Origin of the sequence: Frondihabitans cladoniiphilus (assembly GCF_039544345.1) — a bacterium.
GTDB lineage: Bacteria > Actinomycetota > Actinomycetes > Actinomycetales > Microbacteriaceae > Frondihabitans > Frondihabitans cladoniiphilus.
In genome coordinates, this window is the sequence record NZ_BAABLM010000005.1 from 220,803 (window position 1) to 241,467 (window position 20,665).

Annotated in this window: 10 protein-coding genes; 6 read left to right on the forward strand and 4 right to left on the reverse strand. The window is 71.0% G+C overall.

Annotation, left to right across the window (positions count from 1 at the left end):
• The first annotated feature begins 132 nt into the window (after positions 1–132).
• From ABEA39_RS13035 to ABEA39_RS13060, 6 genes are all read left to right on the forward strand, one after another.
• Positions 133–2,649 (forward strand): carboxylate--amine ligase/circularly permuted type 2 ATP-grasp protein, encoded by a 2,517-nt coding sequence (locus ABEA39_RS13035; RefSeq protein WP_345376336.1) that lies wholly within the window; start codon positions 133–135, stop codon positions 2,647–2,649.
• Positions 2,650–2,665: 16 nt separating this feature from the next.
• Positions 2,666–4,450 carry an N-acetylglutaminylglutamine amidotransferase gene (locus tag ABEA39_RS13040; protein WP_345376337.1) on the forward strand — a complete coding sequence of 595 codons (1,785 nt, stop codon included), beginning with the start codon at positions 2,666–2,668 and terminating at the stop codon, positions 4,448–4,450.
• A gap of 41 nt (positions 4,451–4,491) precedes the next feature.
• A complete protein-coding gene (locus tag ABEA39_RS13045; RefSeq protein WP_345376338.1) occupies positions 4,492–6,324 on the forward strand; it encodes a S9 family peptidase in 1,833 nt (610 codons plus the stop codon).
• Between the two features lie 168 nt (positions 6,325–6,492).
• Positions 6,493–12,945, forward strand: a complete 6,453-nt coding sequence (locus ABEA39_RS13050; RefSeq protein ID WP_345376339.1) for a beta strand repeat-containing protein — start codon at positions 6,493–6,495, stop codon at positions 12,943–12,945.
• A 126-nt stretch (positions 12,946–13,071) separates the two neighbouring features.
• Positions 13,072–14,760: an APC family permease gene (locus tag ABEA39_RS13055; protein WP_345376340.1), complete on the forward strand. Its 1,689-nt coding sequence runs from the start codon at positions 13,072–13,074 to the stop codon at positions 14,758–14,760.
• A gap of 209 nt (positions 14,761–14,969) precedes the next feature.
• Positions 14,970–15,614 carry a TetR/AcrR family transcriptional regulator gene (locus ABEA39_RS13060; protein ID WP_345376341.1) on the forward strand — a complete coding sequence of 215 codons (645 nt, stop codon included), beginning with the start codon at positions 14,970–14,972 and terminating at the stop codon, positions 15,612–15,614.
• A gap of 270 nt (positions 15,615–15,884) precedes the next feature.
• Here ABEA39_RS13060 and ABEA39_RS13065 read toward each other — a convergent pair whose 3' ends face one another.
• The 4 genes from ABEA39_RS13065 to ABEA39_RS13080 are packed head-to-tail and all read right to left on the reverse strand — an operon-like array spanning position 15,885 to position 20,516.
• Positions 15,885–17,639, reverse strand: coding sequence for a hypothetical protein (locus ABEA39_RS13065; protein WP_345376342.1), 1,755 nt, complete (start codon positions 17,637–17,639; stop codon positions 15,885–15,887).
• Positions 17,636–18,580: an amino acid--[acyl-carrier-protein] ligase gene (locus ABEA39_RS13070; protein WP_345376343.1), complete on the reverse strand. Its 945-nt coding sequence runs from the start codon at positions 18,578–18,580 to the stop codon at positions 17,636–17,638. Before ABEA39_RS13070 ends, ABEA39_RS13065 begins: the two co-directional genes overlap by 4 nt.
• Positions 18,577–19,806 carry an acyl-CoA dehydrogenase family protein gene (locus tag ABEA39_RS13075; protein WP_345376344.1) on the reverse strand — a complete coding sequence of 410 codons (1,230 nt, stop codon included), beginning with the start codon at positions 19,804–19,806 and terminating at the stop codon, positions 18,577–18,579. Before ABEA39_RS13075 ends, ABEA39_RS13070 begins: the two co-directional genes overlap by 4 nt.
• A complete protein-coding gene (locus ABEA39_RS13080) occupies positions 19,806–20,516 on the reverse strand; it encodes an acyl carrier protein (RefSeq protein ID WP_345376345.1) in 711 nt (236 codons plus the stop codon). Before ABEA39_RS13080 ends, ABEA39_RS13075 begins: the two co-directional genes overlap by 1 nt.
• Positions 20,517–20,665 lie beyond the last annotated feature (149 nt).

Sequence of the window (20,665 nt, forward strand, 5' to 3'; positions counted from 1 at the left end):
TGCCGCGGACAAACGCCTTGCGGCTCAGAACGTGTAGCGCGCGCCGACTTCGGGCGCGAGCGGAGACGGGTGCGCACGGCATTCTGGGGCAAAGCACCCGCGGATCCTCGGCGGACCGCGTAGCTTGACCCCATGAGCGCAGAGCTGACGCTGGGGGCGGAAGAAGAGCTTCACCTGATCGACCTGTCGACCAGGAGGCTGTCGGCGCGTGCGCCACAGCTGTTGTCGAGGCTGCCGAGCGACCTCTACGGCGCCGAACTGCAGCGCACCACGGTCGAGACCAACGTCCCCGTCGTGACGAATCTGAGCGACCTGCGCCGCGAGATCGTGAAGCTCCGCCGCGACCTCGTCGACGTGGCCGGCCAGGACGGCCTCGGCATCGCCGCCGCCGGAACCGCGCCGCACTCGGAGTTCGAGGACTTCGAGCTCACCGCCACGGGCCGCTACGGGCGAATGCAGGAGCAGTACCAGATGCTCGTCAACGAGCAGCTGATCTGCGGCCTCCAGGTGCACGTCGGGGTCGCCGACCGCGATGTCGCCGTGCAGATCGCCGGCCGTGTGGCTCCCGTGCTCCCGGCGCTGCTGGCCCTGAGCGCGAGCTCGCCGTACTGGAACGGCCAGGACACCGGGTACGCGAGCATTCGCTCGATCATCTGGCAGCGCTGGCCGAGCGCCGGGTCGACCGGGCCGATGGCGGACGCCGCCGAGTACGACACCCTCGTCCAAGACCTCATCGCCAGCGGCGTCATCGCCGACGCCAAGATGGCCTACTTCGACGTGCGCCCCTCGTCCCACGCCCCGACGCTCGAACTCCGCACCTGCGACGCGACGCCGATCGTCGACGACGCGGTGCTCATCGCCGGTCTCTTCCGGGCCGCGGTCCGCGCCGCCGAGCAGTCGATCGAGGAGGGGCGGCCGTACACGCCCCGCGCCGCCCCTCTGCATCGGGCAGCGATGTGGCAGGCCGCGCGAGGCGGACTCTCGGCCGAACTGCTCGACCTCGCCGCGCATCCCTCGCCCCTGCCCGCGGGCATCGCGATCCGCCAGGTGCTCGACACTCTGAGGCCCCAGCTCGAGGCGCTGGGCGACTGGGACGACGTCAACCAACTCGTCGACGCGACGCTGGCGCGCGGCAACTCCGCCGACCGGCAGCGGGCCGCCTTCGAGGAGCGCGGGGAGATCGCCGACGTGGTCGACCTCGTCGTCCGCGAGACCCACGGGCCGAGCGGAGGAGCCTCCGACGGGGTGGCGCCGCTCGAGGGCTACCGTTACCGCGCCGGCGACGAGGCGGTCGGCCCCGGGCTGCATCCCCGGCCGGTGTACCGCGAGCTCGTGCCGTTCTTCCACGCCCTCGACGGCGACGCCGTCCGCGACCTGTGCCGCAAGCGCGACTCCTGGACCCGCGACGCCGGCCTCGGCTTCGTCGTCGACGGCGAGGCGCGCGGCTTCGGCGTCGACCTGTTCCCCCGCGTGATCACGCAGCACGAGTGGACCGGCCTCGAGGCGGGTCTCACCCAGCGCGCCCGGGCGATCGAGGCCTTCCTGCAGGACGCCTACGGCAAGCGGAGGGTCGTGGCCGACGGGGTCCTCCGCGAAGAGCAGGTCGTCGGCGCCACCGGCTGGCGCGACGAGGCGACCCGGCTCCCCGCGGGCACGGTCCGGGCGCCGATCCAGGGCTTCGACCTGATCCGCAACGGCTTCGGCGGCTGGCGCGTGCTCGAAGACAACGTGCGAACGCCCAGCGGTGCCGCTTTCGCGGTGACGATCCGCAGGATGCTCGACTCCGTGATCCCCGAAGCGCCCCGCCCCCACGGACTCCTCGATCCGTCGAGCGTGCTCTCGCTGATCCACGAAACCGTCCTGCCCGACGGCGGCACCGGCGCACTGCTCACGGAGGGGCCCGACAGCTCGGCCTTCTTCGAGCACCGCACCCTGGCCGAGGGCGCCGGCCTCCTGCTCGTGGTCGCCGACGACTTGACGGTCGCACGGGGTCGCGTCGTCGCTCGCGACACCAACCGGGTGATCGACTCGCTGTACCTCCGGCTCGACGGCGAGCTGATCGACCTCGCGTCCACCGACGACCCGCGCCTCGGCGAGTCGATCCTGGACGTCGCCGCCCAGGGCGACGTGTTCCTGGCCAACGCTCCGGGCAACGGCCTGGCCGACGACAAGGCGATGTACGTCGCCGTGCCCGACCTCATCGCCTACTACCTCGAGGAGAAGCCGCTGCTCGAGTCGGTGCCCACGTACCGCACGAGCGACGAGTCCGAGCGGCTCTCGGTGCTCGACCGCGTGGGCGAGCTGGTGACCAAGCCGGTCGACGGGCAGGGCGGGCGAGGCGTGCTGATCGGTCCGTCGGCGAACGCCGCCGCGGTGGCCGAGCGCCGGGAGGACATCGCGCGGGATCCCGCCGGCTGGGTCGCCCAGGAGGTCGTGACGCTGTCCTCGCATCCCACCCTCCTGCCCAGCGGTCTCGAGCCGCGCCACGTCGACCTGCGCGCGTTCGTCTATCTGACGGGCATCGCGCCCGGCGAGAGCCGGCTCGCCGACCTCGGGCTCACCCGGGTCGCACCCGAGGGCAGTATGGTCGTCAACTCGTCGCGGGGCGGCGGGGCGAAGGACACCTGGATCATCGGACGGACGAACTGACGAAGGGCACGACCGTATGTGCGGACTAGCAGGAGAGATCCGATTCGACGGTCTCCGCTCGGATGCCGGAGACGTGGCCCGCATGACGGGCTGCCTGGTCCACCGCGGACCCGACGGCGACGGCATCTGGACCCGCGGCCCGGTCGGTCTCGGCCACCGACGACTCTCGATCATCGACCTGACGACGGCCGGCTCGCAGCCCATGGTCGACGCCGAGCTCGGCCTCACCATCGTCTACAACGGGATGATCTACAACTACGAGTCGCTCCGCGACGAGCTCCGGTCGAAGGGGCACCACTTCTTCTCGACCTCCGACACCGAGGTCGTGCTGAAGAGCTACGCCGAGTGGGGCACCGACTTCGTCGACCACTTCCTCGGCATGTTCGCCATCGCGATCTGGGAGCACCGCACCGGTCGGCTGGTCCTGGCCCGCGACCGCCTCGGCATCAAGCCGCTCTACCTCGACCGGACCCCCGAGCGCCTCCGCTTCGCCTCGACGCTGCCGGCGCTCCTCGCCGGCGGCGGCACCGACACCTCGATCGACCGCGAGGCGCTCGCGACCTACATGACCTTCCACTCGGTCGTGCCCGCCCCTCGCACGATCCTCGCCGGCGTGAAGAAGCTGCCGCCGGCGACCGTCGCCGTCGTCGAACCCGACGGCCGCACGACCGAGCACGTCTACTGGACGCCGTCGTTCACGCGCGACCCCGACAAGGCCGACTGGAGCGAGAAGGACTGGCAGGAGGCGCTGCTCGCGTCGCTCCGGACCGCCGTCGAACGGCGGATGGTCTCCGACGTCCCGGTCGGGGTGCTGCTCTCCGGCGGCATCGACTCGAGCCTCGTCGTGGCGCTGCTGGCCGAGGCCGGGCAGAAGGACCTCGCGACGTTCAGCATCGGCTTCGACTCGGCGGGCGGCGAGTCCGGCGACGAGTTCGAGTACTCGTCGATCGTGGCGAAGGAGTTCGGCACCGACCACCACCGGATCCCGATCGACAGCACCAAGCTGCTGCCCGGCATCGACGGGGCGATCGCCGCGATGAGCGAGCCGATGGTGAGTCACGACTGCGTCGCGTTCTACCTGCTCGCCGAAGAGGTGTCGAAGACGATCAAGGTGGTGCAGTCGGGTCAGGGCGCCGACGAGGTGCTCGGTGGCTACGACTGGTACCCGCCCCTCGCCGACGTGCCGCGCGACGGGGCCGCCCGGGCCTACGCCTCCGTCTTCTCGGACCGCTCCTGGCACGACCTCTCCCGCCTGCTGAACCCCGAGTGGTTGGCCGCGAGCGACGTGCCGACCGGGTTCATCGAGTCGCAGTTCGCCGCCCCCGGGGCCGATACGGCGGTGGATGCGGCTCTCCGGCTCGACACCACCGTCATGCTGGTCGACGACCCGGTCAAGCGCGTCGACAACATGACGATGGCCTGGGGGCTCGAAGCCCGGGTGCCGTTCCTCGACCACGAATTCGTCGAACTGGCGGGGCGCATCCCCCCGTCTCTGAAGCTCGCCGACGGCGGAAAGGGCGTGCTCAAGCGCGCCGCGCGCGGGGTCGTGCCCGACGCGGTGATCGACCGCACGAAGGGCTACTTCCCGGTGCCGGCGATCCGGCAGCTCGAAGGCCCGTACCTGGCGAGGGTGCGGGATGCCCTGACCGACCCGGCAGCGCAGCGTCGCGGTCTCTTCGACCAGGCGTCCGTCGAGGCGCTCCTGGCGAACCCGAACGAGACGCGCACCACCCTCGGCTCCAACGCGCTGTGGCAACTCGCGTTGATCGAGATGTGGCTGCAGGCGCAGGGAGTGCAGTGAGTGGAGGGTTCGTGGAGCCCGGCGTCGCTAGCATCGGCGGGATGCACGACGACCTGACTTCTTCGCTGGTGTCCGCCTGGGGTTCGTGGGGCCCGACGATGACCCGGAACGCTCGACGGGTGGCGTTCATCAGCGACCGCACCGGCGTCCCCGAGGTCTTCGTCCAAGACGTGGTCGTCGACGGCGAGCTCCCGACGCCGACCCGCATCGTGCTCGAGGAGACGACCGACCCCGTGGTGGCCGTGTCGTGGTCGGCCGACAGCGCCTGGCTGGCCCTGGCCCTGGCCACCGACGGCGGCGTGCGCCAGCAGGTCTGGGTCGTCCGTCCCGACGGCACCGACGCGCACCGCATCGCCGGGTCGCGCGACCAGCACGCCGAGCTCGGGCCGTGGAGCCGCAGCGGGCACCGGGTCGTCGTGTCGTTGCCGTCGGCCGAACCCGAGCAGCCGGCCCGGTCGTACCTCGTCGATCCCGACTCGGGCGATCGCGACGACCTCGCCGTCGGCGAGCTGATCCACATCCTCGACGTGTCGGTGGAGGAGCGCCTCGTGATCCTGCGCGACGGCCGCCGCGGCGAGGAGTTCGTCGTGGTCGTCGACCGGCTCACCGACGAGGACCACCCGCTGCTCACCTCGCCGCACGCCGGTTCGGCCGAGGTCGCCCTGATCCGCCCGGCTCCGGAGGGCGACGAGAGCCCGCTCGTGGCCTACGTGTCCACCGAGGCCGGGCTGCCGCGCCGACAGCTCGTCTCCATGCCGATCGGTCCGCACGGCTGGCGCGGCACCTCGCAGGTGCTCGCCGGACGCGACGACGCCGAGCTCGAGGCCCTCGACGCCGACGACGCCGGCCGGGTGTTACTGCTGGTCTGGAACGTGGCGGGTCGCAGCGAGTTGGAGCTCTTCGACACGGCCCACGGCACCCGCAGCGTCGTCGACGGCCTCCCCGGCTCCGTCGTGACCAACCCCGTCCTCAGCCGCGACGGTCGAAGCGTGCTGCTCGCCGTCGAAGGCCCCGAGCGCCCCCGTGAGCTCTGGCGCCTCGACACCACGAGCCACACCTGGTCGCGCGTCACGACAGGACCGTCGCTGCCGGAGGTCGACCTGGTCGTGCCGACGCTCGAGACGTTCGTCGCGCGCGACGGCCTGGCGATCACGGGGTGGCTCTACCGGGTGCCCGGCAGTGCATCCCCCGGCCCCGCCCTTCTCCACCTGCACGGCGGCCCCGAGTCGCAGGAGCGCCCGACCTTCTCGGCCCAGCACCAGGCCCTGGTCGCCGCGGGCATCGCCGTGTTCGCCCCCAACATCCGAGGCTCGTCCGGCTTCGGGCGCGACTTCGTGCACGCCGACGATCTCGAGAAACGGTGGGATGCCCTGGCCGACGTCGTCGACGCCGCGGGGTTCCTGGCCGACTCGGGTGTGGCCGACCCCGCGCGGATCGCCGTCACCGGACGCTCGTACGGCGGCTACGCCACCCTCGCCTCCCTCGCGTTCACCCCCGAGGTGTTCGCCGCCGGCGTCGACGTCTGCGGCATGAGCGACTTCGCGACGTTCTACCGCGACACCGAACCGTGGATCGCGGCTGCCGCCGCGACGAAGTACGGGCACCCGGTGGACGACGAGGCGCTGCTCGAGACGCTCTCTCCGATGTCGTGCATCGACGACGTGACCGCGCCGCTCCTGGTCGTGCACGGAGAACTCGACACGAACGTGCCGATCGGCGAGGCGCACCAGGCCGTCGATGCGCTGCGCGCTCGCGGTGCCGAGGTCGAGTACCTCGAACTGGCCGGCGAGGGGCACGAATACCGACGCCTCGATTCGCGGCTGGCGCTGGTCGAGGCGATGGTGGCGTTCCTGCGGCGGACGCTCGACGCCTGACGCGCTCGTGTGCGCTGCCCGACGCGCTCGCGCCCGACGCGCTCGCCGCGCGAGATCACATTCGCCACTCCATTAACAGAAAGGTCTTGGGAAATCCTGCCCCCCGTCCTAGGGTGAAAAACAGACGGAAGGGTTCGGGGCCTCTCCGCAGAACGAAGGCAGGCGTCAGTGGTCGGGTCGAATTCGCGGGGATCGAGCACAGGCGGATCGGGCACCGGCAACGGCAAGGCGGCGCGGCTGAAGCGACGCGGCTTCGCTCTTCTAGCCGTCGTCACAGCTGCCTTCGTGCTCGGAACGACGGCGATCGCAGCCCCGGCGTCCGCCGCGGGTAACGCCGCCCTGACCGTGACCAAGTCCGTCTCGCAAGAGAACCTGGCGCCTGGCGACGAGTTCACCTACTCGATCCTCACCTCCTGTTCCGACAACGACTGCGTCGACGCCACGCTGTCCGATCCGCTGCCCGCCCAGTTCGCCGGATTCCCGATCCTGCAGACCCGGATCACGACGACCTACCCGAGCACCCGGGCGTTCACCGGCTCCTGCGCCACGACGAAGACCGTCTCGAGCGACTGCGTGTTCGGCGTGACCTTCGGCGAGAGCCTGCCGGGAGGCGGTATCGGCATCAAGGCCGGCGACTCGTACACGGCCACGATCACTCTGCAGGTGCCCGCGAGCCTCCCCGCGACCTGGCCGTACAACGGCAGCACGATCCCGAACGTCGCCACGGCCTCCTCGCCGACGGCCGTGCGAGACGCCTCCGACGAGGCCGACGTCGTCGTCACCGTGCCCACGATCGTCGGCACGACGCTCGGCAAGACCTGGGCTCCGGCTTCGCAGCAGTTCTCGCCCGGAGCCTCGTCGACCATCACCCTGACGCCCGCCAACACCTCGAACGTGCCGGCGACCTCGCTCGTCGTGCAGGACCCGACCACCGCGGCCGCCGGTGCGACGACGCTCGACGCCTCCAACCCCTTCACCGTGACCGACTTCGCCGGCTTCGGCACGCCGGTGCTCCCGGCCGGGGCGACGACCGTGCAGGTGGACGCCTACGTGCTCACCGGCGGCTCGTACCAGTGGGTGCCCGGACAGCCTCGCGCCCCCGGAGCCATCGCGCTCCCCGACGGCGTCACTCCCACTCAGGTCGCCGGCCTCCGTTTCACCTTCGGCACGACGATCGACCCGAACGGCGCGGCGGGCAGCGTTCCGATCACCGTCGAGCAGCGCGCGACGCAGCGGGTCGCGACCGGCACCGGCGCGTCGCTCGTCGGCGGGGCCTCCCTGACGAACGCCGCGCAAAGCACCGTGACGACGGCGGGCGGCTCGAAGTCGGCTGCTGCCACCGCTCCCTATGCGATCACGCCGCTCTCGGCGGCCGTCGCGGCCAACAAGACGATCACCCCCGGCACGATCCCCGCCGGCACCACCGCCGCCGCCTCGATCACCGGCACCAACCAGTCGAACGGCCCGCTCGACACCCTCACCCTGGCCGACCGCGACTACTTCACCGCCGACCTGCTGTTCGGCGGTTTCTCAGCGGCGCTCACGTACCCGAGCGGTGCGACCGCCGCATCCGTCGTCTGGCACTTCAGCACCGGACCCGACATCACCGTGCCGTTCGCCTCGGGCAGCACCCCGGCGGCACCCACGCCGCCGGCCGGCGCGTACCTGACCGGCTTCGACCTCACGTACACCGGAGCCATCGCCTCGGGCGCCGCGGCGACCGCGCCGTACTCCATCGCCCCCACCGTCGGCATCGTCGCGGCCCAGAACTCCGTCTCGACCACGAACACCCTCACGGTCTCCGGATCCAACGCGTCCGGTCCGGCCACGCCGGCCACGGCCACAGCGCCTCTCCAGATCGTGACGCCGCAGCTCTCGGTCAAGCTCGCAAAGACCCTCTCGCCCGGCGCGAACAACCCCGTCGCCCCCGGCGGCACCGTCGTCGCGCAACTCAAGGCCACGACCGACTCGGGCACGGCCTTCGTCGACCCGAGCACCATCGTCGTCACCGACGGCGCGGGCTCGAACGCCAGCTTCTGGGGCGCCTTCAATCCGGTGTCGATCGCCTCGACGCAGGTGCCCGCCGGGGCGTCGCTGCTCATCGAGTACACGACCGACGGCACGAACTACCGCACCCTGACCCAGGTGCCCGCGACCGACGGCGGCCAGGTCTACCGCGGTCCGATCGACCCGGCGTTGGTCGGCACGATCACCGGTCTCCGGTACACGTTCTCGAACCCCGACGGCTTCTCGGCCGGCACCACGGTCTCGCCGAACACGGTCTTCCAGGCGCGCTCCACGATCCGCGGAACGTCGACACCCACCTCCGTCGCCGACGCTCCGGCCAGCACGTACACGAACGCCGCAGCGGTGCTCGCCACCGGCACCGTGGCCGGACGCCCGCCGCTGACCTCCACCGACACCGCACAGGCTTCCGCCGCGATCCGCACGTTCTCGGGCGTCGGCCAACTGCTCGCCGACAAGAACTGGACGACGCCCACCTTCTCCGGCGACCTCGCCACCGTCGACGCGCAGTCCGGTCAGCAGGCCGGCACGAGCCTCGGTTGGGGAGTGAACGCGACCGGCTACGGATCCGTCGTGGTGAGCGACCCGAACACCGCTCAGGGCAGCCCCGCCCAGACCACCTTCCAGGCGTTCGACCTCAAGGCCGTCGCCCCGGTGACGTACGCGGCCGACCCGCTGCTCCAGTGGGACTCCGTCTCGACCGTGGAGCTGTACCAGAACGGCGCCTGGACGACGGTCGCACCGCCGACCGGCTCCTGGATGTCGAGCCGGGGGTTCGCGGGCTACACGTTGTCCGCGGGGGAGTCGGCGGCCACGACCGGCGTCCGGATCACAGTCGTGCCGAACGACGCCGCGCGTGCGGCCAGCACCGACCCGACCGCGCCGGTCGCCGGAACCGGCATCGCACCCTCGTCGACCACCCGTCACTTCGGCCTGGTCTGGCAGCTCCGGAACACGGTGCGGGTCGCCACGAACGGCGCGACGCCGTGGGTCACGTCGACGCACGGCTACAACGTGTCGGGCAGCAACAACACCGTGAGCAATACCGATTCCGTCTCGGCGACGCTCCTCGACGGCTCGTCCGGCGGATCGCGGACGGCCTCCGACACCATCTCCATCGTCGACCAGCCGCCGGGGGTGCGGGTGACCAAGACGAGCACCCCGACGACCGTGGTCGTGCCGCAGCCGGGCGACGTGCCGCAGAGCGGGTACCCGACGAGCGCGTTCCAGGTCGTGGCTTCGAACACGTCGACGGCACGGGCATCCTACGTTCGGGTCTCGGATCCGATGCCGTGCCTCGCGACGAACACGGGCGCCTGCACCTCGTCGGCCACCGGCTGGAGCACCGACCCCTACGCCGGGCAGGCCTACTCGGCCACGAACCCGTTCGAGCGGCTGAATCTCACGGGCATCGCCTTCACGCTGCCCGCCGGTCAGGTCGACCCGAACGCCACGATCGTGACCCTGCAGCACTACTCGGGCACCGGCACCGCCACGACGACCACCCAGGTCACGCTCGCTCAGGCGCGCACCCTGACGGCCGCCGCCTTGGCCGACGTGGTCGGGGTCAGCGTGCTGTTCCAGGGCACCGACCCGGCCACGAACGGAGGCTCGATCGGCACCGGCGCCGCCTCGCGTCTGACCATGACGCTGTCGACGCAGGTCCGGGCCACCCTGCGCAGCACTCCCGCGGTGTTCACGACTCCGTTCACGATCACGAACTACACGTTCGCGCAGACCTACGACCCGGTGCTCGCCCCGACCGCCACGCCCAACTCGAACGCCAACGCCCCGCTGGCGCTGACGCAGGGCGCGCTCGACGTCACGGCCTCGAAGGCCATCTCGCCTTCGAGCCTGCTGGAGGCGAACCGGTTCGCGCCCGTCACGGTCACCCTCGGCGCCACGCAGGGGCCCAAGGCGACGGTGCCGACGAGCCAAGTGACCATCACCGACTCCGATCAGACCTTCTGGTCGCAGTTCCGCCTCGCCTCCTTCGCGCCGAGCGATGTCACGCTGCCTGCGGGGGCGACCCGGGTGCAGGTCGACGTGCAGCTGAACGGCTCGTCGACGTGGACCACCGGCACTCCTGCGGCCACCGCCGCCCTGCCAGCCGGCACCGACCTGACCCAGGTGTCGGGCATCCGCTTCGTCTTCGACCGGGCCGACCAGGGGCTGTTCTCGAACACGGCACCGCCGACGACGTTCCAGGCGTCCGCGGTGCTCCATGTCGTGCTGCTTCCGGCGGTGCGGGGCACCGGCGCGGGCACGCCGGCCGATCCGGGCACGCCGATCACCTTCCCGAGCACGATCACCGATCAGGTGCAGACGCTGACGCACCGCTACACCGACTCCGGTCTCTATCCCGACGTCGCGGCGAACGCGAGCGCGGGCATCTTCCTCGACCCCGGCACCTTCCAGCTCGACGTGCACAAAGACCCGCAGGACGGCATCCACACCGTCACGGTCGGTGACCCCGTGCCCTGGACCCTCACCTTCACGAACAAGGGCACCGGCTACCTGACCGTCACGAACCTCGTCGACACCCTGCCGACGTCGCTCGAGTGGGACGGCGTCGCTCCGACCTTCGCCGACTCGAACGGCGGCCTGCTCGGAACGGCCGGCATCACCACGGCCTACGACCCCGCCGGCCGCACGCTGACCTTCACCTGGCCGACCGCCTCGCAGCGCATGGCGCCGGGGGAGTCGATGACGATCACGCTCGGCATCGCCCTGCAGCCGGGCCTCACCGCCTCGCAGCGGGCGACCAATCAGGTGACCGTCACGACCGTGCAGTCGCTCGCCGCCTGCACCAATGCCTCGACCAACGGCCAGGGCACCCTCGCGGGGCTCGCCGACAACCAGTGCGGGTCGTCGAACTTCGTGCAGCCGAGCCCCGGCGCCGCGCTCTTCACGTCGAAGGGCGTGAAGGGCGACGTCGTCGACCCGCTCGTCACGGGAGCGACCGGACCCGCCGGCACCACCTGCCTGCCCGACTCGCAGGGCTTCTACAAGTCGCCCTGCGCGGCGAACACGCGGGTCGGCGGCACCGACGAATGGAAGCTGCTCGCCTCGAACAGCGGCACCGTGCCCTACACCTCGCTGACGCTGGTCGACCCGCTCCCCGTGCAGAACGACCGGCTGCTCGCGACGGGCACGGCGCGCTCGTCGAGCTTCCGACCGGTCTTCGACGAGGGCTTCGGGATGCAGTTCTCGGCTCCGGCCGGGACGACGATCACCTGGCAGGTCACCACCGATTCGAACGTCTGTGTCGGAACGAGCGCGACCACGACCACCTGGGCATCGGGCGACCCGACCTGCACGGCGAACACCTGGACCGCGAACACGGCGTTCACCGGTGACTGGAACACCGTGACGGGCCTCCGCGCCATCCTCGACTTCTCGACGACGGCCGCGCGCCAGCTCAGCCCGGGTGCCGGTGTCTCGGCGATCTATCGCACCGTCGACGCCCCGCGCACCGCGGCGGACCAGTCGCTCGTGCCGACGACGCTGAACTACGCCGACGCAGCCCTGCCCGCCGGCACGGCCAGCCCGTTCGCCTGGAACCAGTTCGGTGCGACGGCCGTGCCGAGCCAGGGCACGCGGACCATCCTCGGTGCGCCGATCAAGGCCGGCGTCACGATGAGCTCGGGCCCGCTGACGATCAGCAAGGCCCTGACCGGGGCCGCAGCCGTCGACGCTCCGACCTCGTTCGACGCGAACGTGGTCTGCACGGTGGCCGGGGCGTCCGTCGACCTGGGCGCGTTCTCGACGGTGACCCTCGACGCGGCCGACGCGTACTCGGTCGTCGTGCCGGGCATCCCCCTCGGCTCCTCCTGCTCGGTCACCGAGGCGGGCGGCCCCGGCAGCTATGGCGAGGCGAGCCGGTCGGTGTCGAACGACAGCGTGCGGATCCTGAGCGCCACGCCTGCGACGACCGGCGCGGGCGACCAGGCGGTCACGATCACGAACGACTACGAGTACGGCCAGCTCACCGTCGACAAGACGGCCTCCACCTCGACCGTGCAGGTCGGGACGGGCGTGCCCTACGACATCACGGTGTCGAACGTCGGCGGGCTGCTCGCCCGCGACTTCACGGTCACGGACACGATCCCGGCGGGCGCCACGGTGGATGCCATCGGCCAGGGCGGAGTCCTCGCGAACGGCGTCGTCACCTGGAACGTGCCGGTGCTCGCCGCCGGGGCCAGCGCGACGTTCACGATCACGCTCTCGTACGCCGGCGCCGGCTCGTTCACGAACCAGGCGGCCGTCTCGGATCCCACGGGCCTCACGCCGTTCCGGCGGTCGCTGGTCGTCGACCCCTGCCTGACGGCGACGACTCAGGCATGCGCGCCGGTGACCGTGACGGTGGCGGCGCCCCCCGGGACACCGGGTGGCGGCGCCGGTGGTGGCAGCACCGGGACGGGCACGGGCTCGGGCGCCGGTTCGGGCGTCTCCGGGAGCGGTGGCCACTCGTCGCTCGCCGCGGGGGTGCTCGCCTTCACGGGCTCCAATCCGACAGGCGTCGTCGGCATCGCTCTGGCGCTGCTGCTGGCAGGCCTGGCCCTGGTGATCGTGCGGCGGCGTCGGCGGATCTGACCGGGGCGTCACGGCCTTGTGAACATCATGTTTCGCAGGGCCGTGACCCCCTCTCGGGGGTAGTAGCTTGGGCGAATTCCTCGCGACCTTTGCGCGGAGTGCAGGTTTCGACCGAGGGGAACGCCCATGACCCAGTCCGTGCAATCGTCAGGAACAGCAGGAGCCGCGGCGGACTCGCCCCGGCTCAAACGCAACGTCGGCTTCTTCGGCCTGACGTTCGTCTCCCTCGGATCGATCATCGGGTCGGGCTGGCTGCTCGGAGCCCTGTCGGCGGCCGAGACGGCGGGCGGCGGCGGCTCGCTCGTCTCGTGGGTGCTCGCGGCGATCATGCTCATCGTGCTCGCGCTGATCCACGCCGACCTCGGCGCCGCGTACCCCGTCTCCGGCGGCACCGCGCGCTATCCGCACTATGCGTTCGGCGGTTTCGCCGGCTTCACGGCCGGGTGGGTGACCTATCTCCAGGCCGTCGCCATCGCGCCCCTCGAGGTGGAGGCGAGCCTCGGCTACGTCAACTCCGTCGGCAGCATCAAGCAGAACTTCGCGCTCGTCAACGTCGACGGCACGCTGACCTACCGGGGCATCATCATCGGCATCCTCGCGATGCTCCTGTTCATGTTCATCAACCTCGGCGGGGCGAAGCTCATGTCCGACAGCAACACCGGCATCGTCATCTGGAAGATCGCCGTGCCGCTCCTGACCGTCATCGTCCTGCTGATCCTGACCTTCCACCCCGAGAACTTCACCCACGGCGGTTTCGCGCCCTTCGGCTTCAAGGGGATCTTTGCGGCACTGCCCGTAGGCGTCGTCTTCGCCCTGCAGGGCTTCGAACAGGCCACGCAGATGGCCGGCGAGGCGAAGAACCCGAAGAAGGACGTCTCCCGCGCCATCATCACCGCCATGATCGTCGGCGCCCTGCTCTACATCCTGCTCGAGGTCGCCTTCGTGGGAGGCCTGAACCCCACCAAGATCGGCGACTGGACGAGCCCCATCGGCTCCGGCGACTACGGCCCGTACTACACGATCGCGATCACGGCGGGCGTGGGCTGGCTCGCCGTCATCCTCATCATCGACGCGGTCATCTCGCCCGGCGGAACCGGACTCATCTACGTCGGCACCACCGCGCGCATCTCGTACGCGCTCGGGCTGCCCAAGGCCCTCTCCCGCCTGTCGATCCGCGGCGTCCCGATCTGGTCCGTCCTCGTGGCGACGCTCTTCGGCATGGTCGCCCTCGCGCCGGCTCCGAGCTGGCAGCAGCTCGTCTCGCTCATCACCGGTGCCACGGCGATCATGTACGCGTTCGCGCCAGTCTCCCTCGGAGCCCTGATGAAGGGCGATCTGCGCCGGGAGCACCCGTACCGCCTGCCCTACCCGAAGGTGCTCCTGCCCGTCGGCTTCGCCTTCGCGAACCTCATCATCTACTGGGGCACCTGGGCCGCCACCTGGAAGCTGGCGGTGGGCCTCCTCCTCGGCCAGGTCATCTTCGTCATCGCCGCCCTCGTGAACGCGGCGAACATCGACGTGGCGAAGGCGCGGTGGAAGTCGGCGCTGTGGATCTGGCCCTGGTTCCTCGGGCTCATCGTCATCGGCAAGCTCGGCAACTTCGGTTCCGACGTCAAGGGCGCCGGCTTCTGGTCGCACCCGCTGCACGTCCTGCCGAACGAGATCGACGCCCTGGTGGTCATCGCCTGGAGCTTCGTCATCTACTACTTCGCCGTCTCGACGGTGCAGAAGACGGAGAACATCGAGGAGATCGTGGCCAGCGACGCCGTCGAGGACGAGTTCGGCGACCTGGCGGTCAAGCCCGGCATCGCCTGAGCGGAGGCGTACGGTGGACGAGCCCCTCCGGAGCGTGATTTCAACACACGAGCCGGCGGGGCTTCGTCGTTCCCGGGTTGCCGGATGCTGTCGAACTGTCGGGCATGCCGGGTAAATGCACGACAGGTGTCGGACAGGGGGATGCACGCTGGTAGAATAAGGGTACGTCCGAGTTTCGTAATCGGTCCCTTGTGCAGGAAGAAGACCCCGTGCCCACAGCCAACCGTGTCGGGCGCCCCCGTGATCCGTTCATCGAGGGCAAGCTCCTCCGCGTCACCCAGCAGCTCATCGCCGAGATCGGGATCGACGCACTCACCATGAACCGCGTGGCCGAACGGGCCGGGGCGAGCAAGGCGACGCTCTATCGGCGCTGGGACGACAAGCGCTCGTTGGTGCGCGATGCCGTGGCCGCCTTCGACGTCGACACGAGCATCCCCAATACCGGCGCTCTCCGCACCGATCTCGAGGCGCTGATCCGCACCTGGGTGAGCCCCATCGGGTACCCGCCGTCGGAGTTCCGACACGTCATCGCGGCCATCTCCCGCGACCCCGACATCTGGCGGGCCTTCGACGCCGCCACGCACGCCGAACGGACTCGGGCCCTGACGGTGGTCGTCAAGCGGGCCGTGCAGCGCGGCGAGGCCGAGCCGCTGCGGTACGACGCCGCGTTCGTCACCCGAGCCGTGCACGCGTTGGCCGTCGAGCACGCCGCCCAGCGCGAACTTCCGCTCGACGAGGCGTTCGTCGCGCGCGTCATCGAGAGCGTCGTCGAGCCGGTCCTGGGCGTCGGCAGGCACCCCGAGCAGGACGCCGCCGACGCCGCGTCGGGGATTCCGCTGCACGTCCGCCGCTGAGCGTTCGAGCTCGGTGTCTTCGGTGCTGCCCGCCGGATTTCGGTCCGTCCCCCGCTTTCGGCAGGCTGGACCCGTCGTTTCGGCTCAGGCCCGTGGTTTCGGCAGGCTGGGCCCGTCGTTTCGGCTCAGGCCCTCGTGATCGCGGACGGGGGCGTGCCGAAACGAAGGGGGCAGCGTGGGGGCAAAGACCAACCCCCGCCACCGGTGGACCCCCTTCTCGAGCATGGGGCCCGCCCGCGACGGGGGTTCAGCAGCGCTGGGTTCGCAGCGCTACCGTCGGTCGTCCAGCCCGAAGGACCGGACGGCCAAGTCGATCGAGCGCTCGATGGCCTCGGCACGGATGCCGGGGCTGTAGAGCGCGTGGTCACCGGTCGCCCGTTCGACGACCTCGAGGTGGCCAGGGGTGTCGGCCAGCCGCTTGACGGCGGTGGCGCCTCCGTGAGCGGCGAAGACCCGTGCATCCTTCGCCCCGTTGAAGAGCAGGACGTCGGTGCCGGAGGCCAGCGCGCGGCGCAGGTTCGGCTCGGCGAACTGCACGTAGCCGCGGGCGGCGAGCGCGTTCAGGGCACGGTAGGGCAGGTGCTCCTTGGCGTAGGCCACGGCGCGGTCGACCCAGCGCGGCCCCACCGGCGGGGCGTCGGCGAGGACTCCCGCGGCCAGCTCGCGCGGTTCGGAGGGGCGGACGCGGTGGTCGTTCATCGCGAGCGAGGCGATGAACTTCGTCTTCTCCGGAGAGGCGACGAGACCCAGCCAGCCGCCGACGCACATGCCGACGACGCCGACCTTCTCGCGCGGCAGGTCGAGGTAGTCGAGCGACGCGTCGCCGTCCTCCACCCAGGCCTGGGTGAAGAGCAGGCTCGGTTCGCCGGGGGTGACTGTGCCGGTCTCGCCCGTGCCGCGGCGGTCGACTCGGAGCACGCGCATCCCCCGGGCCGCCAATTCGCGCGCGAGAACGACCTGGTGCCGCGTCGCACCGGTGCGGTGTTCGGCCGAGCCGTTGTGGAGCACGACGGCGGGGATGCTCGAGTCGGCTCCCCGAGGACGGGTCTCGATCGCGAAGAGCCGGTTCGGCCCCACGCGCACGATCTTCTCGGAGAGGTCGGCGTCGGCCGCCCGGAAGAGGGCCTCGTCGACCGCCACCGGCGCCGTCAGCGGTGACGTCGATCCGGCGAAGTGCTCGGCGAGCCAGTCGACGACGACACGGACGCTCGTCGCGGGGATCGTGGCGAGGATGCTGGAGAGGTCGAGGCTGTCCTCGTGGCCGGGGACGTCGACCGTGTCGATGAGGTCGGTCGCCGACCGGAGGGACTTGGGGACGGTGCCCGTCGGGCCCTCGCGCAGAGCGACGAGCACGGGCATCCGGCTCGCCGTCTCGGGCGCGTAGTCGAGCGACGACACGTGGTCGGCGAACGACGTGGGGAACTCGGCTCCGGCGATCTCGACGACGCCGTCGGGAGTCGGCTCGGCCGTCTCGCCCATCTCGATCGTGTAGAGGGACTTCTGGCGACGCAGCCATTGGCGGCCCGAGGGGCTGGCGTCCCAGAGGACGAGACCGGAGGCGCACACGTCGGAGGCGGCGGCCGCGGAGGCGACCAGGGCGCCGCTGCCCAGGCCGAGGTAGACGATGCGCTCGACGCCGGCTGTGCGCAGGGCGTCGGCCGCGATGGCCGCACCGCGCTCGAGGGAGTCGTCGGCCAGGGGCACGGTGGAGTCGCCGAAGCCGGGGTGGTCGTAGCGGACGGCGGCCACGCCGGAGAGGGCGATGCGGTCGGCCAGGTGGCGGAGGGTCCGATACGCCACGGCGTACTCGTAGCCGAGCGGAGGGCAGATCACGACACCGGTGTCGGCGCCGCCTCCCGGCAGGTGCAGGGTCGCGAGGACGCTGCCGCCGTCGAGCCAGGTGTCGACGACGGTCTGCGTGCCCGGGCGGGACGGCAGGGTCGGGCGCCGGTCCGCCGCTTTCGGGGCGGCGGAGCGGTCCGGGCGGGGCGTACGGCCGGCGGGGGTCGGATGCAGCGCCGTCATCGGTCCAGCGCCAGAAGATCGAGGACTTCCGTGGGCCAGGTCTTCAGGTCGGTCCCGTGGGTGCGGACGAGGGCGAGGACCACGCGCTCGAGGCCCCAGCCGAGGCAGGCGCTGTGAGCGGCGTCGCCCTCGGCCGTCTCGATGCCGAAGGTCGCGCCGAAGTGGTCGCCGTGGCGGTTCGCCGAGGCGATCGCAGTGCCTTCGTCGAGGTCGCCGTAGATGGGCACGACGATCTCGAGCTTGGCCTCGTCGGCGAGCTGGTTGCGGGCGAGGAAGCGGCCGGTGCGACCGAAGAACGGGTCGTTGGCGGCGACCGTCTTCGCGTCGAGGCCGAGTTCGAGCAGCCCCTCGAGCTGGCGGGCGGCCATGTCGTTGCGGAAGGTCCGGGCATCCTCGTCGGCTCCCACGAAGACCAGCTCGTGCTGGCGGAACGCCTGCAGGCGCATGGGGTCGCGCGAGGGCTCGTGGCGGAAGCAGAAGCCCTCGAGGTCGAAGACCTGGCCGCCCTCGGGGAGGGTGCCGCGGAGGCGCTCGTAGAGCGGGTGGCAGACGGCCGGCACGAGCATGGTCTCGGCGGGGCTCAGCCAGGAGTCCCACTGCTCGCCGTTGGCGCGCGCGTTGACGAGCTGCTTGTGCTCGGCCTCGGTGCCCTGGAAGCCGTTGATGGCCCCGGTCAGGTGCGGGAACGAGACGATGTAGTCGGTCTGCTCGAACTCGGCACGCGGGAAGACGGGTGCGAAGCGGAGGCGCGCGGCGTCGAGGTCGGCGAAGCGGGTCTGCACGAAGCGGGCGACGCCCTCCACGGCGTCCTCGAAGCGGCCGGAGCGAGCGTACAGGCCCGGTTCGCCGGCGGCGACGAGCCACTTGGTGTCGAGGATCTCGGCGCGGAACGCGTCGCGGGCGGAGTCGAGGGCGGAGGTCTGCGTGAGGGTGTCGGTCATCGGTGGGCCTTCTTGCGCTGGAGGAGGGAGATCTGGGCGTTGTTGCCGAGGATGCGGTCGTTGTTCACCATGACGGCGGTCCCGTAGGAGTCGCGCAGCAGGCGGCCGACGCTGACCTCGGAGTCGAGTCGGTAGCCGGCGATCCCGGCGATGAGCATCGCTTTCGACGTGATGGCGATGACCGACTCGGAGGCGGTGATCTTGAGGGAGTTGAACCGCATCGTCAGTGCCACGCTGGTGAGGACCTCGGGGTCCTCGACGTGGTCCTCGAAGGTCCTGGTCGCGTCGTCGACCAGTGCCTCGAACGCGGAGAGCTCGGTCAGGAGCTCCGCAAGCCGGGTGGCCGACGGGGGCAGGGTGCCGATCGTCTTGCGAGCGGCGGCGAGCACGACGGCGCGAGCCCGGTCGGCGGCGGCGGTCGCGATGCCGAACCACACGGCGGCCCACAGCACGTGCGAGACGGGCAGCATGGTCTGGCTCGAGATGGTCGCGAAGTCGACGTCCATCACGTGGTCGGCGGGCACCTCGGCGCGCAGCTCGAAGCCGGCGCTGCAGGTGCCGCGGAAGCCGAGAGTGTTCCAGTCGCTGGTCTGCGTGAGGCTCGTCTGCGGGCTCGGGCAGATGACGACGACCTGGTCGGATGCCGCGCTGTCGGCGGTGCGGCGGGCGGTGGCGAGCACCACGTCGGCCTGCGCGCCGTAGGAGATGACCGGGGTGGCCTTCGAGAGCGACACCCAGTCGTCGGCGAGGGGCTCGACGGAACAGCCGCTGGTGCGCGTGTTTCCGCCGATCCCCAGCTCGGTGGTCGCCGAGGCGAGAAGCGAGCCGTGGGATGCCACTCGGGCCAGGGTCGCGCGGGACGTCGCCGAGTCGGCCCCGTGGCGCGTCATCATGAGCACCTGGATCTGGTGCATGGCGAAGACCATGCCCGTGGCGGAGCAGGCCTCGCCGAGGAGGCGCGAGATCTCGACCAGGTCGGCCATGGTGGCGTCTTCGCCGCCGAGGTCTGCCGGGACGGCCGCCGCCAGGAGGCCCGTCGCCCGGAGGGCTTCGAGCGACTCCTGGGGGAAGCGGGAGAGCCGGTCGACGTCGTCGGCGTGACGGGCGGCCACGACGGCGACCTCCCGTGCGCGGTCGGCGAACGAAGCGGTGCCGGGCTTCGAGAAGGTGTCCGGGGTCCGTTCTTCGGAGGCCAGATCGCGGTCGGCGAGCGTCGACTCGGCCATCAGGCGTTCTCGAGAGAGCGCGCGGCGGCGTCGAGGGCGTCGATCGAGGCGAAGGTGTCGCGGGTCAGCAGCTCGTCGGGGAACTCGAGGTCGAGCTCCTCCTCGAGGGCCAGCATGACGTTCACCGTCGCGTGGGAGGTGAGGCCCCTCTTGTAGAGGTCGTCCGCGTCGCCGATCTCGGTGGCCGGGGTCGTGAGGTGGCCGTGGAGGTCGAGGACGGAGCGGATGGTGTCTTTCATGGAACTGGCTTCCTTTCGGGGGAGCAGGGTGATGGCTGTTGCGAAGGCGAGGCCGTGGTCGTGCGAGAGGGAGACGGCGATGTGGCCGATGCCCTGGGTGCGCGCGTGGGAGGCGGCGTGACCGTGGAGTCGGACGTGCGGGGCGCCCGACGGCCCGAGGGCGATCTCGATGTCGCGATAGGGGATCGCGGTGCTGCGGGAGGTGCGGAGGATCTTGACGACGGCCTCCTTGCCGGCGAATCGAGCGGCGAGACGCTCGGGCGTGCGCTCGCTCTGGACCAGTTCGAGGGCGGTGAACACCCGGTCGAGGTACTGGTCTCCGAATGCGGAGATCGACCCCTCGACGTCCGCCACCGAGACGAGGTCCGAGCCGATGCGCGGCACGGTCGTCGAATCGACGCGAGACACGAGCTCGGCTGCGAGAGCAGAGCCGACGGCACGGTGGTCGACGCCAAGCGACTGGACGAACATCAGGAGAAACCCCTCGGGTAGGGCGGCGCCGAGACCTGTGGGTTGTTGCTCGGCTCATTCAGTTTACGGACGCCCTCAGGGCGTGGCCAGGGGTGGTCGCCCCCCAGAACGGGGACACTCGTGTACCCCGTTTTGTCCCCCTCGATGCG

Excerpts from the sequence above, each read along its gene's own strand:
- ABEA39_RS13055 (WP_345376340.1), top strand. The coding sequence starts at position 13,072 with ATGACCCAGTCCGTGCAATCGTCAGGAACAGCAGGAGCCGCGGCGGAC.
- ABEA39_RS13070 (WP_345376343.1), bottom strand. The coding sequence starts at position 18,580 with ATGACCGACACCCTCACGCAGACCTCCGCCCTCGACTCCGCCCGCGAC.
- ABEA39_RS13065 (WP_345376342.1), bottom strand. The coding sequence starts at position 17,639 with ATGACGGCGCTGCATCCGACCCCCGCCGGCCGTACGCCCCGCCCGGAC.
- ABEA39_RS13035 (WP_345376336.1), top strand. The coding sequence starts at position 133 with ATGAGCGCAGAGCTGACGCTGGGGGCGGAAGAAGAGCTTCACCTGATC.
- ABEA39_RS13045 (WP_345376338.1), top strand. The coding sequence starts at position 4,492 with ATGCACGACGACCTGACTTCTTCGCTGGTGTCCGCCTGGGGTTCGTGG.
- ABEA39_RS13040 (WP_345376337.1), top strand. The coding sequence starts at position 2,666 with ATGTGCGGACTAGCAGGAGAGATCCGATTCGACGGTCTCCGCTCGGAT.
- ABEA39_RS13080 (WP_345376345.1), bottom strand. The coding sequence starts at position 20,516 with ATGTTCGTCCAGTCGCTTGGCGTCGACCACCGTGCCGTCGGCTCTGCT.
- ABEA39_RS13075 (WP_345376344.1), bottom strand. The coding sequence starts at position 19,806 with ATGGCCGAGTCGACGCTCGCCGACCGCGATCTGGCCTCCGAAGAACGG.